The sequence below is a fragment of the Rhodothermales bacterium genome, from assembly GCA_034439735.1.
Lineage (GTDB): Bacteria > Bacteroidota > Rhodothermia > Rhodothermales > JAHQVL01 > JAWKNW01.
This window is the reverse complement of sequence record JAWXAX010000153.1, coordinates 1-14,316: the sequence shown is the minus strand read 5'-3', so window position 1 is coordinate 14,316 and position 14,316 is coordinate 1. Positions and strand designations below refer to the sequence as shown.

General features: G+C 62.7%; 13 protein-coding genes, 1 tRNA gene and 1 riboswitch. Of the genes, 6 read left to right on the top strand and 8 right to left on the bottom strand.

Annotation, left to right across the window (positions count from 1 at the left end; genetic code table 11):
• Positions 1 to 24: 24 nt before the first annotated feature.
• Positions 25 to 369 (bottom strand): L-rhamnose mutarotase, encoded by a 345-nt coding sequence (locus SH809_11700; GenBank protein ID MDZ4700362.1) that lies wholly within the window; start codon positions 367 to 369, stop codon positions 25 to 27.
• Positions 370 to 554: 185 nt separating this feature from the next.
• Here SH809_11700 and SH809_11695 point away from each other — a divergent pair, with 185 nt between their 5' ends.
• The 4 genes from SH809_11695 to SH809_11680 all read left to right on the top strand — a co-directional run bounded on the left by SH809_11695 (position 555) and on the right by SH809_11680 (position 6,112).
• On the top strand, positions 555 to 2,204 hold the full coding sequence (locus SH809_11695; protein ID MDZ4700361.1) for an altronate dehydratase family protein: 1,650 nt from the start codon (positions 555 to 557) through the stop codon (positions 2,202 to 2,204).
• Between the two features lie 160 nt (positions 2,205 to 2,364).
• Complete coding sequence (locus SH809_11690; protein ID MDZ4700360.1) at positions 2,365 to 3,105, top strand: PDZ domain-containing protein; 741 nt, start codon at positions 2,365 to 2,367, stop codon at positions 3,103 to 3,105.
• Between the two features lie 20 nt (positions 3,106 to 3,125).
• A complete protein-coding gene (locus SH809_11685) occupies positions 3,126 to 4,607 on the top strand; it encodes an ABC transporter permease subunit (GenBank protein MDZ4700359.1) in 1,482 nt (493 codons plus the stop codon).
• An 80-nt stretch (positions 4,608 to 4,687) separates the two neighbouring features.
• Positions 4,688 to 6,112 (top strand): ABC transporter permease subunit, encoded by a 1,425-nt coding sequence (locus SH809_11680; GenBank protein ID MDZ4700358.1) that lies wholly within the window; start codon positions 4,688 to 4,690, stop codon positions 6,110 to 6,112.
• Here SH809_11680 and SH809_11675 read toward each other — a convergent pair whose 3' ends face one another.
• The 7 genes from SH809_11675 to SH809_11645 form a co-directional block, all read right to left on the bottom strand.
• Positions 6,113 to 6,613, bottom strand: a complete 501-nt coding sequence (locus SH809_11675; GenBank protein MDZ4700357.1) for a DUF411 domain-containing protein — start codon at positions 6,611 to 6,613, stop codon at positions 6,113 to 6,115.
• Positions 6,614 to 6,755: 142 nt separating this feature from the next.
• Positions 6,756 to 6,828: transfer RNA gene (locus SH809_11670), tRNA-Gly, on the bottom strand.
• Positions 6,829 to 6,946: 118 nt separating this feature from the next.
• Positions 6,947 to 7,495: a GNAT family N-acetyltransferase gene (locus SH809_11665; protein ID MDZ4700356.1), complete on the bottom strand. Its 549-nt coding sequence runs from the start codon at positions 7,493 to 7,495 to the stop codon at positions 6,947 to 6,949.
• Positions 7,492 to 8,580, bottom strand: a complete 1,089-nt coding sequence (gene asd / locus SH809_11660) for an aspartate-semialdehyde dehydrogenase (GenBank protein ID MDZ4700355.1) — start codon at positions 8,578 to 8,580, stop codon at positions 7,492 to 7,494. Before asd ends, SH809_11665 begins: the two co-directional genes overlap by 4 nt.
• Positions 8,581 to 8,604: 24 nt before the next feature.
• Complete coding sequence (gene metX, locus SH809_11655) at positions 8,605 to 9,681, bottom strand: homoserine O-acetyltransferase (protein ID MDZ4700354.1); 1,077 nt, start codon at positions 9,679 to 9,681, stop codon at positions 8,605 to 8,607.
• 180 nt (positions 9,682 to 9,861) lie between these two features.
• A riboswitch (SAM riboswitch) is annotated at positions 9,862 to 9,973 on the bottom strand.
• A gap of 31 nt (positions 9,974 to 10,004) precedes the next feature.
• On the bottom strand, positions 10,005 to 10,808 hold the full coding sequence (locus tag SH809_11650) for a hypothetical protein (protein ID MDZ4700353.1): 804 nt from the start codon (positions 10,806 to 10,808) through the stop codon (positions 10,005 to 10,007).
• A gap of 138 nt (positions 10,809 to 10,946) precedes the next feature.
• The gene (locus tag SH809_11645; protein ID MDZ4700352.1) at positions 10,947 to 12,332 is read right to left on the bottom strand and encodes an FAD-linked oxidase C-terminal domain-containing protein; all 1,386 of its coding nucleotides are present in this window, start codon (positions 12,330 to 12,332) and stop codon (positions 10,947 to 10,949) included.
• 281 nt (positions 12,333 to 12,613) lie between these two features.
• Here SH809_11645 and SH809_11640 point away from each other — a divergent pair, with 281 nt between their 5' ends.
• Both SH809_11640 and SH809_11635 read left to right on the top strand, forming a co-directional pair.
• Positions 12,614 to 12,865, top strand: a complete 252-nt coding sequence (locus SH809_11640) for a hypothetical protein (GenBank protein MDZ4700351.1) — start codon at positions 12,614 to 12,616, stop codon at positions 12,863 to 12,865.
• Positions 12,865 to 14,205, top strand: coding sequence for a sulfatase (locus SH809_11635; protein ID MDZ4700350.1), 1,341 nt, complete (start codon positions 12,865 to 12,867; stop codon positions 14,203 to 14,205). The genes SH809_11640 and SH809_11635 overlap by 1 nt, the downstream gene beginning before the upstream one ends.
• Positions 14,206 to 14,316 lie beyond the last annotated feature (111 nt).

The window sequence follows — 14,316 nt, the reverse complement described above, 5'->3', positions numbered from 1 at the left end:
TCCCCAATCGCTATTCGCTAATCGCTATTCGCTAATCGCTAATCGAAACACCTCTTCCATCTCCGCCCACTTCTCCCCCGGCTTCGCCTCCGGCACCGGCTCCTGGAGCGTCCCCATTAAATCCTCCCACTCCTGGCACCGCGGATGTAGGGTCAGGTAGCGGGGGAAGTCCACCGCAGGCTCAAAACCTTCCGCCACATCGGCCACCATGAACAGCCGGCGCCCCAGCAGCCAGATCCGCATCTGATGGATCCCCACCGCCTGCAGGGCTTCCACCACTTCCGGCCAGGCCCGCGCATGGTAGTCCCGGTAGGCCTGGATGACCGACGGATCGTCTTTTAAGTTGAGGGTAAGGGCGAGGGATGGCATTCCGGGCAAGTCAAAAGTGAAAAGAAAAAAGGAAAAAGGGGAGTAAAAATGAGGCAAGAGATTGAAGTTTGTGATGGGTGGCCAAGCGGGGCTGCACGTGTCGGGATCGCGATGTACATTCCGAACCACACCCCGTTCACCACCAACCAAACGTTCAACGTTCTACAGTTCAACGCCCCACGTTCATGACCAACGTACTCAAAGTCCACGACTCCGACAACGTGCTTGTCGCCCTCGAAGACCTGCCGGCCGGCGCGACGGTTCGCGAAAACGGGACGCTCATCCCTCTTCCGGAGAAGGTTTCGGCGAAACATAAACTGGTGACTCGCGCCATGAGCGTCGGCGATCCGGTGGTGATGTACGGCGTACTCGTGGGCCGGGCGACGCAGCCCATCCCACTCGGGGGCGCCATCCACACCGGAAACGTCAAACACGCCACGGCCGAGTTCGACCACGCCTCCAGCGCGTTCTCATGGACGCCGCCGGACGTGAGTCGGTGGAAGGACCGGACCTTCATGGGTTACCACCGGTCTGACGGCCAGGTGGGGACGTCGAACTACTGGCTGGTCATCCCGCTGGTCTTCTGCGAGAACCGCAACATCGCGATCCTACGTGACGCGTTCGAAAAAGAGCTCGGCTACGCGCAGCCGGCCCTCTACCAGCACCAGGTGGCCGAACTCGTCCGCCACTACCGCGCCGGCGCCACGCCCGACACGCTCCGCGCCTTGGCCTATCCCTCCCAGAAAGCCGCCAGCACCCGCACCCCGGTATTCGAGCATGTAGACGGCATCCAGTTTCTCTCGCACGAAGGCGGCTGCGGCGGCACCCGGCAGGATGCGCGGACCCTCTGCGCCCTGCTCGCCGGCTACATCCACAACCCGAACGTCGCCGGCGCCACGGTGCTTAGCCTAGGCTGCCAGAACGCGCAGATCGAGATACTCCAGGAAGAGCTGCACCGGCGCAACCCGGCGTTTGACAAGCCGCTCTACATCTACGAACAACAACGCGGCCCGTCAGAGTACGACATGTTGTCCGACGCCATCCGTCAAACGTTCGCCGGCCTCGTCGAGGCCGACCGTCTGCGCCGCGCGCCGGCGCCGCTGAGTGCGCTCACGTTCGGCGTCGAGTGCGGCGGGTCGGACGGCTTTTCGGGCATCTCCGCCAATCCGGCGATGGGCCATGCGGCCGACCTCCTCGTGGCGCTCGGCGGAACCGTCATCCTGTCGGAATTCCCCGAACTATGCGGGGTCGAGCAAGAACTCATCAACCGCTCCGTCACCCCCGACGTGGGCGACCGCTTCATCCGCCTCATGCGCGAGTACAGCCGGCAGGCCGAAGCCGTCGGGTCGGGCCTCCACATGAACCCCTCCCCCGGCAACATTAAGGACGGCCTCATCACGGACGCCATCAAGTCCGCCGGCGCGGCGAAGAAGGGCGGTACGTCGCCCATCACGGGTGTGCTGGGGTATCCGGAATACGCCACGGCCCGCGGCCTCAATTTGCTGTGCACGCCTGGCAACGATGTCGAATCGACTACCGGCATGGCCGGCGCGGGGGCGAACATCATGGCCTTCTCGACCGGGCTCGGCACGCCTACAGGCAACCCGATCGCTCCCGTCATCAAGGTGTCGACCAACACGAAACTGGCGCAGCGACTGCCAGACATCATCGACCTGGACTGCGGCCCGATCGTCGCCGGCGAGCGATCCATCCCTGAACTCGGCGAAGAGTTACTTGAGATGCTGATCCGCGTCGCCAGCGGCGAAATGAAAACGAAGGCGCAAATCCTGGGGCAGCACGATTTTATTCCGTGGAAACAAGGGGTGTCGCTCTAACACGCCGCACAATAAGCGCCGGCCAAGGGGCGTTCACTCGGCAGCGCCCGACGACCTGGCGCCGCTCCACGCATCCTGTAAACGTATGCGATACCTGTGGACACGACATATCGTGTCCCTAGGGGGCACCCGCGCACGTCTTCTTCTAACCGGTTTTGTTATGCGCCTCGCTACGATCCTCCTCGCCCCGCTTTTCGCGGCTTCGCTGCTCGCCCCCCCCGCCGCCGGCCAGGCCTTCACCTTCGAGGCCGACCAGAACAACCCGATCGCCATGATGCAGGTGCCCGGCGGCATGGTTGTCGTCCGGGGGGGCTCTGAAGTCCGGATCGAACGCGTACTGTACCCGCCATCCGTTGCCCAGGCGGATAAGCTGGATCTTACGGAAGGCGATCTGATCCTGTACATCAACGGCGAGCGTGTAGGCTCCGCCGAAGAGGTGAACACCCGGTTTGCGGCCCTGGAAGTCGGCAGCGAAGTCAAGGTCGGCATCCAGCGCGGCGAGCAGAAGATGATCCGCACCTTCAACAAGCCGGAGCCGCAATCGGGGAATGTGAGCGGCGGTTTTCAGTTCATCGAATCGGGAGGTGGGGAGATGCTCGCGAACGTGGTGCTCTGGCCGGCCGGGTTTGTCGTCGGTGAAAAAGAAGGGGCCGTGGTCGTCGAAAACGTCATGCCGCTTCCCGACAAAGCGCCTGAGCTTGCGCCCATTGAAGCCGGCGACGTGATCGTCAGTCTAAATGCGAAATACATTACCACGACGGCCGAGTTGATCGAATGGTACGAGGCAATCCCCGTCGGCGAATCCGTCAAAGTAGAGGTCGAAAAAAAGGGCATTGGGTCAATCATCGTTTTTTCGAAGCGACAGGCGCCCCAGATGAAATTGATGATCGAAAATAACTGAGCCTCATTCGAGCCCGAGCTATGTTTCGACTTATACTTGAGAAAGAGCTGCGCGACCTCATCGGGACGCCGCGCTTCGCCGTCACGTTCGGCGTCTGCTCCGTGCTGATCCTGCTCGCGTTTTTTATGGGCGCGCAGAACTACCGGCTCATGCAGCTCCGGTACGAATCCGCCCGCCAGCAGAATATCACGCAGATGGCCGGCCTGTCGACCGACCAGTGGGTTCAGCTCTCGCCTACCCTGTTTGTCCCCCCACAACCCCTCGCAGCGCTGGTTTCGGGCGTGTCGAACGACATCGGACGCAGCGTCCAGATCCAGGGCCGCGGCGAACTGGCGCTCGAGAACAGCCTGTTCAGCGACAACACCGCCTCGGCGGTATTTCGGCTGCTGGACCTCGAGTTCGTATTTACGATCGTTTTCTCCCTCTTTGCCGTGCTCTTCTGTTACAATGCGGTGAACGGCGAAAAGGAGCAGGGGACGCTCCGGCTCATCTTCTCGAATGCCGTCCCGCGCGACCAGTTCATTCTGGGAAAAATCGCCGGCTCGTTCCTGGCGCTGGGCATCCCGCTCCTCATCCCGATCCTACTGGGCGGCCTGCTCTTCACCGCCATGGGCGTCCCGATGAGCGGCGACGAGTGGCTGCGGCTGGCCGGCATCGTGGTGAGCGGACTGCTGTATTTCGGGGTGTTTCTGATGATCTCGATCTTCATCTCGGCCCTCAATGCCCGCTCGTCCAGCTCGTTCATCTGGCTGCTCGTGATCTGGATCCTCGCCGTGCTGGTGGTGCCCCGCGCCGCCGTCCTATTCGCCGGCCGGGCCGTCGAGGTCCCGTCCATCGACGACATCGCCTACCAGAAGCGGCAAAAAATGATGGCGATGGCGCGGGAGGACATGAAGGCGCTGGCCGCGGCGATGGGGGGCGAGTCCGATGGCACTGGCTTCCGGTTCGAGATCAACGAGGAGTCCGACGACCCCGAAGAAGCGCAGCGACGGATGCAGGAGCAGATGGAGAAGATGATGAAGCTGCAACGGGAGATGAGCGACAAACGCGACACTGAAATGGCCGCGCTCACGCAACAACTCAATACCGAGCGCTACAACCGACAGCAGGTGCAGCAGGGCTGGGCCTTTGGGCTCGCACGGATCTCGCCGGCTGCGGCCTTCACCATGGGCATCACCCAGCTGGCCGGCACTTCGCTCGATGCGGAAGCCCATTTCATGCAGGCCGTGGCGGATTACCAGACTTCCTTCAAGACGTTTCAGGAGGAAAAAGCGGGTATGAGCTCGGGAGGTGGATTCATGATGACCATGCGGATCGGCGGCGAGGACGCCCCGAAAGCAGAGCCGATCGACGTCAACGAGGTGCCTGCGTTTACCTATGCCCCCCTCACCCTCGCCGATACCCTCCCAGCCGCCCTCTGGAATCTCGGCCTCCTCCTCTTCTATAACCTGGTCTTCTTCGCCACGGCGTTCGTGGCGTTCCTCCGGTATGACGTGCGCTGACGCACTGCAAAAAGAAAAGTAAAAACTGAAAATTACTCACTTTTTCCACTTTTCACTTTTCACTTTTCTTTTTTTGCCCCATGGTTTTCTTACTCATCGAAAAAGAGCTCAAGAATCTGCTGCTGAGTCCGAAGTTCGTGGCGACATTCGCGGCGTGTACGGTGCTGATCCTGGTAAGTGTCTTCGCCGGCATCATCGAGTACCGTGCGGGCAGCGCACAGTACACCGCCGCAACGGCGCTGGTATCACAGGAACTCACTGAATCCACCTCCTGGCCGCAGCTGGGGGAGCGTCAACGCATCTTCCGCCGGCCGGAAGTGATGCAGATCTTTGCCTCAGGTATCCACTACGACATCGGCCGATTCTCGGTGATCAGCTCGTGGCAGGACGTGCAGCTCCAGCAAAGCAGCTACAGCATCGAACCCATCTTCGCGGTCTTCCGGGCCATGGACTTCGTGTTTATCGTCCAGGTAGTGCTTTCGCTCCTCACCATCGTCTTTGCGTACGACCTGGTGAGCGGCGAAAAGGAATCCGGCACGCTTCGCCTGATGCTCGCCAACGCCGTCCCGCGCACGCAGTACATTGTGGCCAAACTGGCCGGCGCGTGGGTCGGGCTCATGATCCCTCTGATCATTCCGCTCCTGCTGGGGGTGCTGCTCTTGATGCTGTACGCCATTCCGTTCACCGGCGACGACTGGGTGAGGCTCGCGAAGCTGGCCGGCTATTCGCTGGTCTACCTCACCGGGTTTCTGTCGCTGGGCGTCCTCTTCTCAACCCTTACGCACCGCTCCGCGATGTCGTTTTTATCCCTGCTCGTTTTCTGGATCGCGATGGTCCTGGTCGTGCCGCGCGGAGGGATGATGTTTGCCACCCAGATCTATCCGGTCCCCTCCGCCAGTGAAGTGGAAAGCCGTAAGGAGGGATTCGCGCGAGAACGACGCGACACGTTTTTCCAGGAGTTGTCGGCCGCCTTTCAGGCGCGATCACAGGCGCACGAGGGGATGAGTGAAGCCGATCGTGCCGCCTACGAAGAGGAAAACGAGTGGGATTGGATGGTGGAAGACGACGAGCGCCAGAAAGGCATGGAGAGCGACCTTGCCGAACACAACCGCCAGATCGACGAGCAAATCAACAACGCACGCGCGGTGCAACAATCACTCGGATTCGCCCTCTCCCGGTTTTCGCCGGCTTCGGCCTATCAGCTCGCCGCGATGCGCCTGGGCCAGACAGACCTCGGGCTCAAACAACGGTTCACCGACGCCCTGTACGCGTACCGCACCACCTTCCGCGCGTACATCGACCAGAAAAATCCCGGCGGGATGATGAGTTTCGGAGGCAACCAGTCTACCGAGCCCCTGGACCTCAGCGACATGCCCGTGTTCGAGGCCCGCCTCCCCTCAGCGCCCGAAGACGCGTCCCCGGTCGACCTGCTGGTGCTTATGGGCTATATTTTCGGAAGCGCCGGCCTGGCGCTCGTCGCCTTCAACCGGTACGATGTGCGCTAATCAGTGTGACGCGTACACGCGCTGGTTGCCGTTGGCATCGAACAGCAACACATTGTACTTATCCGCCGGCCGACCCTCCACTTCCATCCCCGGGGATCCGACCGGCATCGCCGGCACGGCAAGGCCGACGGCATCGGGACGCTCGGTCAACAACCGCTGGATGTCTTCGAACGGCACGTGGCCCTCGACGATGTAGCCTCCCACGACGGCCGTGTGGCAGGACGAGAGCTTACCCGGGACGCCAAAACGCTCTTTGATCGAGCCCATGTCGTCGGAATCCGTGGTTTTTACGTCCATGCCGGCCGCGCGCAGATGGTCCACCCACTTCGAGCAGCAGCCACACGTCGGACTCTTATACACCATCATCGTCGGAAGCACCTCCTCGGCCACGGAGATGGGCTTGATGCCGGAGGAATCCGCACCATCCGACCGGCAGCCGGCGGCCACGAGGACAAAAACGACGACGGCGGCGAAACGAGCAGCGATGGGTGCGTAGCGCATGAGATTGCAGTTCGATGTGGATGAAATCGTGTTCTGGAAATGCCCGACCGGCCCATGCGTTCCCGACATCCGCAAACTGGCTCCGATATGCCCCGAAACGCAAAAAGCCACGCGATGCAGGGCGCATCGAATGGCTTTTTTGAGCGGAACACGGGACTCGAACCCGCGACCTCAACCTTGGCAAGGTTGCGCTCTACCAGCTGAGCTAGTTCCGCAAGACCGGATCTCTATAGCGGACGACAACGATACGAACGGCAAACCCCGGCTGTCAAGTGAAGAGTCCGCGTAGCACCGGCGCATGGTGTCGATGGGGCGTGTACCCCACGTACTGGATCAGGTTCCAGAAAAAAACCCGAACGGTCGGCGCTTTTCCGGCGCAGGCCGATCGGCCGATTTAAGCTCGATCGTATACTCCACCGCGAGCGGCCGGGCGCCGCTCGTTTCCCAGAAACCAGCGGCGCCGGCGTTGGCGGCCAGCACCCCAAGGCGCAACCGAACCGCCCCTTCGTCGCGAGCCCAGGCGTGAAGCTCCGTGAGGAGCCGGCCGCCGATACCCGCCCGCCGCTCGTCCACCATGACATACAGTTCGCCGATGAAGACCTCCAGCACCGTGTCGTATAAAGGGATCGGTCGCCAGCGGTGCCCATGGATGAAGCCCACCGGCCGATCGTCGATCTCCGCCAGCACGAATCGATGGCTGGTATCCGACAGCCAGGCGCGCACATCGTTCGCCCAGCGCCGGGCGGCGTCCGGCGCGAGAACGAACCGCGTGTCCGCCGCCGTGTGTTCGTCCATCAGAGCGCGCCACAACGAGGCGATAGCCGGCGCGTCGGCCGCGCCGGCTTGTCGATAGGCGACGCCTGACCGGTCCGGAGGCGTCATGCCGCCGCCTCGACGCGCACGCCGGCCGGCTGCAGATACCCCTGCCGCACAAGTAATTCGGCGTTGAGCACCGCCCCGCCGGCCGCGCCCCGAATGGTGTTGTGGGAGAGGACGACGAACTTCACATCCAGCACCTCACAGGGCCGTACGCGGCCGACCGAGATCGTCATGCCCCGCCCGAGGTGGGCGTGCCGGCGCGATTGAGGGTAATTCACTTCGTCGAACACGTGCAAAAATGCATCCGGGGCGGAAGGCAGGCCCTGCACCGACGCCGGCGTCTCGAACCCGCGCAACGCGGCGACGACCTCCCCCGCGGAGGCCTTCTTCCGTAGCTTGAGCGACACACATTCCAAGTGGCCATCCAGCACGGGCACCCTGTTGCACTGGGCGCTGATGCGGATGGAGGCCGGCGCGATATGATCCCCGACACAGGTCCCGAGCAGCTTCAGCGGCTCCACGGCCAGTTTCTCCTCCTCACCGCCGATATAGGGGATGACGTTCCCGAGGATATCGAGCGAAGCCACCCCGGGGTAGCCGGCGCCGGAAATGGCCTGCATGGTCGTCACCTGGATCGCCTCAATCCCGAAGGCATCCTCGATCGGACGCAGGGCGCCGACGAGGCCGACGGTGGCGCAGTTGGGATTGGTCACGATAAAGCCCCCCCGCGAACGCCAGGGCTGGTGGTCGATCAGCGCCGTATGATCCGGGTTGATCTCGGGGATCAGGAGCGGCACCTGGTCGTGCATCCTGTAGTTCTTTGCGTTCGAGATGACGGCGTAGCCGGCTTCGGCGAACGCCCGCTCGAGATCTCCGGCCACGGCCGCATCGAGACCAGAGAACACGAGATCGCAGGGTAAGCCCGGGGATGCCTCGAGCACTTCCATGCGCGCAACCGCGTCCGGGATGGGGGACGAGGAGATCCAGTTGACGGCTTCCGCATACGGCTTGCCGGCGGAGCGCGACGACGCGGCAAGCGCCGTGATCGTGAACCAGGGATGGCGATCGAGCAGTTCGACGAACTTCTGACCTACGGCGCCGGTCGCGCCGAGAATGCCTACACGGAGGGGAGCGTCTAACGTTTTCATTCGATGGCGTAGGGTTGAAGATGATTAACGGTGAAGCACGAGCCGAGGCGCCTCCGGCCGCTCGCGGCAGATTTCACGATCCCGCATCCAGGCGTAGACGCGGTCGTTGATGGTGTCGACTTCGATCAGGAAGGCATCGTGCCCATCCCCGGTTTCGAGGACGGACAACTCGGCATCCGGTAGGTGGGCCTGTAGTTCCTCCTGTTCGGTCAGGGGGTAGAGGATGTCCGAAGTAATGCCCAGGATGAGCGTCGGCTGCGTAATCAGAGCAAGGGTCTCCGGGTAGGCGCCGCGGCCCCGCGCGATGTCGTGGGTATCCATGAGCTGCGTCAGCCGAACATAACAGTTGGCGTCGAAACGCTGGGTGAGCTTTTCGCCCTGATACTGGAGATAACTTGCGATGGCAAACGGCTCATGACCGCTTTCATGGCGCCGGCGGGAGCGCCCGAACCGGTCCTCGAATGAAGCGCGAGATCGGTAGGAAATCATCGCCGCCATACGTGCCACGGAAAGGCCGGCGACAGGCCCGTCCTCGGGGTCGTACGCGCCGGAGCGCCACTTTGGGTCGGCATAGATGGCCTGACGCTGCATCTCGCTCCAACCGATGCACCACGCCGAGTGCCGCCCCCCAACAGCGATGGGCACGATGGCCCGGACGTAGTCTCCAAAAAAGGCCCACTCCAACACCTGCATCCCTCCCATCGAGCCACCGATCACCAGGCTTACACGCGCCACCCCCAACACATCCAACAGCCGGCGGTGCAGCTGCACGGAGTCGCGAATGGAGAAAATGGGGAAGTCGGGACCATACAGCCGGCCTGTCTCAGGATCCCGGGTAAGAGGCGAAACAGAACCGTACGGCGACCCGGGGACATTGGCGGCCACAATAAACGAGCAGTGGGGATCGAGCGCTTTACCCGGGCCGAGCAGACCGCCCCACCAGTCGTCGATGGCGGTGTTGCCGGTGAGGGCGTGGCAGACGACGATCGCGTTGTCGCGCGCCTCGTTCAGCGTCCCCCACGTCTGGTAGGCTACGGGGACCTGCCGGAGCGTCTGGCCCGATTCCAGCGTAAATTCAGGTAGAATCAGCGTTTGGAGCATGCACGGTCCACGACAGGGTGAAAAACGTTCCGGCGTTTCTCACCGATGGGCGACGCTCACTCAGAAGTGCGAAAGACTCGGGAGTCCTAAAGACAGTGCAGGGGCATAAAAAAACCCCTCCCGTATGGTGGCGGAAGAGGACAGCCGCAAGCGCGAACGCTTCAGCGTAACACTCTCTCCCGCTCATCTTCCCTCACCTGAGGTAGGACGTAGCACCTATCCCGGCCAAAAAGTAGCCAGGCGGTTGCCAGGGTTTCACAGGGCCTAATCCCTCCACCCTTCTGGATGAGCTATCAGAGACATCGTTTCATGCCCTTCTGTACCTAGCCGGGAAAGGGGAGTTCCCGAGGCGAAAAAGTTGGGGCGAACACCCCCTTGGCCTCTGTCGGACCGCTCTTGATCCAGGTCAGGACAAACGCCGGCGGGACGTTCGGGAGCACGGCCGGGCTCCGCTGATACGCGCCAAAGCGCTCTTCCATGCTACGGCGAAAGCGCACGGCGGTCGGTAACGGGTACGCATGTACATACTGGAATGTCCGGAATACACAGCCCGGTGTCATCATGTCGTCAATCCCGGAGATAATCGCCGTGCGTACGACGGAGGGGAGGCTTGCAAAGGGGAGACTCGATATGATGAGCTTGACCCGCCCGAGGCCGGCATCTCGGACGTGGCGAGAGGCATCCTCCGCAAGGCCCTGTACAAAAGCAAAGTCTGGAAACCGCGCCCGCAGCAGGCTCACAAATCGACCCTCACACTCGATGCCCAGGTAGTGAGCCCCGGGGGGTAACATGCGGTGAATACACCGGGTGAAGGCGCCCGTACCGGGGCCCAGCTCGATCACGACATCACCCGCCGCGAGGCGCATCCCATCCATCATGGCTTCGGCCAGTTCCGCAGCACTCGGCACGATCGACCCCACACTGACCGGGTTGCGTAAGAAGGCCTTCACGAAGTGCATCGTATCACTATTCATCGCCATGTATTCGCTCCTATCTGTGCGTGCCTTCCGGCACGCCCTGCATCTTATAACTTCTTCCAGTGAGGTTGCGCGGGGGCTTTGCGGCCGCGCGAGGGGGTGCCTCCTGTTCTTCGCAAACGCGTATTCCCACGATACACCTGCAGGCATGCCTTGCGAACGGACGGCCCATGATACGATAATCGTAACAGTATAGTGCGGGTTTCTTTTGTCCGGAGCCGCAGGAATGCGGACAATGTGTATACGCTCGCCGGCGAAATCCGAGCCGTCGTTACCTAAACGGTTGGTCTACCCGCGTGGCGGCAACATCTTGCCTGGATTGAGTAACCCCTGCGGATCCAGCGCCTCCTTAATCGCCTGCAACACCCCCAGGGCTTCGCCGTGCTCCGCCTGCATGAAGCGCGTCTTGCCCAATCCAACCCCGTGTTCCCCCGAACACGTGCCGCCAAGCTCCAGCGCATGCCGCACCAGCCGTTCGTGCAACCGCTCGGATTCGGCCACTTCTTCCGGTTTTGCGGGATCGATGAGGTACTGAAGGTGGAAATTTCCATCCCCGACGTGCCCCACGAGCGGCGCCATCAAAAAGGTCCCGGCCATATCCTGCTCAACCCGCGCCAGGCACTCGGTCAACTTCGACAGGGGGACGCAAACATCCGTGCCCTTCGAACGGGCGCCGGGGCGGAGCCCCTTGGCCGCGTAATGCGCGTTGTGCCGCGCATGCCACAACGCCGCCCGCTCCTCCGCATCGGAGGCCCAGGTGAACGATGTACCACCGCCGGCCCACACCCGACGCTCCACCCACTCCCGCTGACGCCGAACCTCCTCTTCCCCTCCGCTGAATTCCATGAACAACGTCGGCGCTTCCGGATAGCTCATCCCCGCGTAGGTATTGATACCTCGCATCATCAACGCGTCAAGAAGTTCAATGCGCGCGATGGGGAGGCCGGCCCGGCGCACCTGGACTACCACGGCCACGGCCTCAGCGAGGGTAGAAAATGCCGCCACCGCCGCGACGAAGTGCGAGGGAACCGGGTAGAGCCGCAACGTCACTTCCGTGATCACACCAAGCGTCCCTTCCGACCCCACGAAAAGGCGCGTGAGGTCGTAGCCCGAGGCCGACTTCCGGGCCCGCGAGCCGGTTTCGATGAGCCGGCCGTCCGCCAGCACCACTTGCAGAGCAATGACGTTGTCGCGCATCGTACCATATCGCACCGAACTCGTGCCGCTCGCCCGCGTCGCCGCCATCCCCCCCAGCGTCGCGTCGGCGCCGGGGTCCACGGGGAAAAAGAGCCCCGTGCCTTCCAGCTCGGTATTCAGCTGCTTCCGCCGAACCCCGGCCTGCACCGTACAGTCCGCATCTTCCACATCCACCCGCACCACCCGGTTCATCCGCTGCATGTCCAGGCTCACACCGCCCCGAACCGGCAGCACGTGTCCCTCGAGCGAACTGCCGGCCCCGTAGGCCACCAGCGGCGTCTCCATCCGCTGACAGCACCGGGCGATCGCCACGACGTCGGCGGCGGACTCGGGGTAACAGACCACGTCCGGGCGCACGGGCTTGTACGCGGAATGATCGCCGCTGTGGCTCTCGATGTCCGTTTCAACGCATGAAACACGATCGCCGACAACGTCCTGGAGCGCGGCAAACAGGGTATCGGCGGAAGCTCTACTCATCGGAAAACGCTGGTTGAATTGGAAAGACCAGGACCCACCCCTTAAACCTTACACCCGGAACCTTGAACCCTTCCCCGGAATCATCCCAAAGTACTTCGGGTTGACGGAGCGAGCAACCCACGCTGGAACTGAAACCCACGACCGTGCTCCGCGAAACGCTTCATACCAAAATCCGTCTGTCGGAACCGGAAAGGTCCGGGTTGCTTACCCGCCAGTTGCACGATACTTTACGCCTGACCACTTGCTCGCCGACGCCGTCACAACCCCACAACCGCCCGTACGTGAAAAAAGAAATCAAAGTGTCCGACATCCTCGCCGGCGCTGTCGGAGCACTCGTCGTTCTACCCGAACTCATCGACCAGCGAAACGGGATCGAGGAACGGCTTGCCGTGGTACTAGCGCTCGCAATCGGGATGGTGATCAGCTGGCATTACGCGCGAAAATACCACTGGATCATCAAGACGGCCCTGTTCGCCGGCATCTGCATGGGGTGCGTGATTGTCGCCCAGTTGATCGTGTACGCCCTCAGATAATGCGCGCGCTCCTTAGCTATTCGATCCTCCTCCTCGTTCTGACCACCGGTTGCCGCCGGGAAGGGTCGGCGCCAAACATCGTCCTCATCTATGCCGACGACCTCGGGTACGGCGACCTCGGGACCTACGGCCACCCGACCATCCACACGCCCCACATCGACGCCCTCGCGCGCGTCGGCGTCAAGCTGACCGCCTTCTATTCGGCCGCCCCCGTCTGCACCCCCGCGCGCGCCGCGCTACTCACCGGACGCTACCCGATCCGGTCCGGTGTGACGGGCGTCTTCTTCCCCGAGGATACCACAGGCCTCCCCACAACAGAATGGACACTGGCAGAAGCGCTGCAAAGCGCCGGCTACCAGACCGCCCTCTTCGGAAAATGGCACCTGGGATCCGCGCCCGGGTATCGGCCCACCGACCACGGATTCGAAGCCTTCCATGGCCTCCTCTACAGCAACGACATGATGCGGCCGTGGGTAGACACCAATGTGCCGCTCCGCCTCTGGCGGGGTAACGAGCCCGTGGATGAATACCCCCTCGATCAATCCACCCTCACCCGCCGGCTCACCGAGGAAGCCGTTCGCTTCATTCAGAATGCCGGCGACGCCCCCTTCTTCCTCTACCTCCCCCATCCGATGCCCCACGTGCCGGTCTACCGCTCCGGGGCCTTCGCCGGCGTCTCCGCGGGCGGTCGGTATGGGGATGTGGTGGAAGAGATCGACTGGAGCGTCGGCGAAATCGTACGCACGCTGGAAGAAACCGGCCGGCGCGATAATACCATCGTGATCTTCACCAGCGACAACGGCGCCAACGTAGCCTCCCCCCGGTTCTTCACCGATGACCGGATCGTCCAGACCGATGTCGGCTCCAACGGCCCTTTCCGGGGCAATAAACGACTCACGCTCGAAGGAGGCATGCGTGTCCCGGGCATCGTGTCCTGGCCGGGACGGCTGCCGCCCGGTGCCGTCCGCACCGGCATGGCCTCGGCGATGGACCTCTTTCCGACGCTGCTGGCCTATGCCGGCGTCGACCCCGCCGCCGCGCCCAACCCGTTAGATGGCCGGGATCTAGGGGATTTTCTCGCGAACGACGCCCCCTCGCCGCACGACTACCTGTATTATTTTCGGGAGGATCGCCTCCAGGGCGTGCGCGACGCGACCTGGAAATTCCGCCTCTGCGACGACGCCGATAGCTGCGCCGGCGAGCCCGAGCTGTACAACCTCCAGCAGGATCCTTATGAACGATTTAACGTCGCGGCTGACCATCCCGACCTCGTCGCCGACTTCCTCGACCGCCTGACGTACGGGCGCACGGCCGTGCGCCCCGCCACAGGTTCGCGCTAACCCTCACCGAACGGGCGCACGGCCGTGCGCCCCTACTTGCCTCGCCCCTCCATGCCATGCGATACCTCCTGCTGATCCTCTTTTTTGCCGGCTGCCAGGCCGCGACCGACC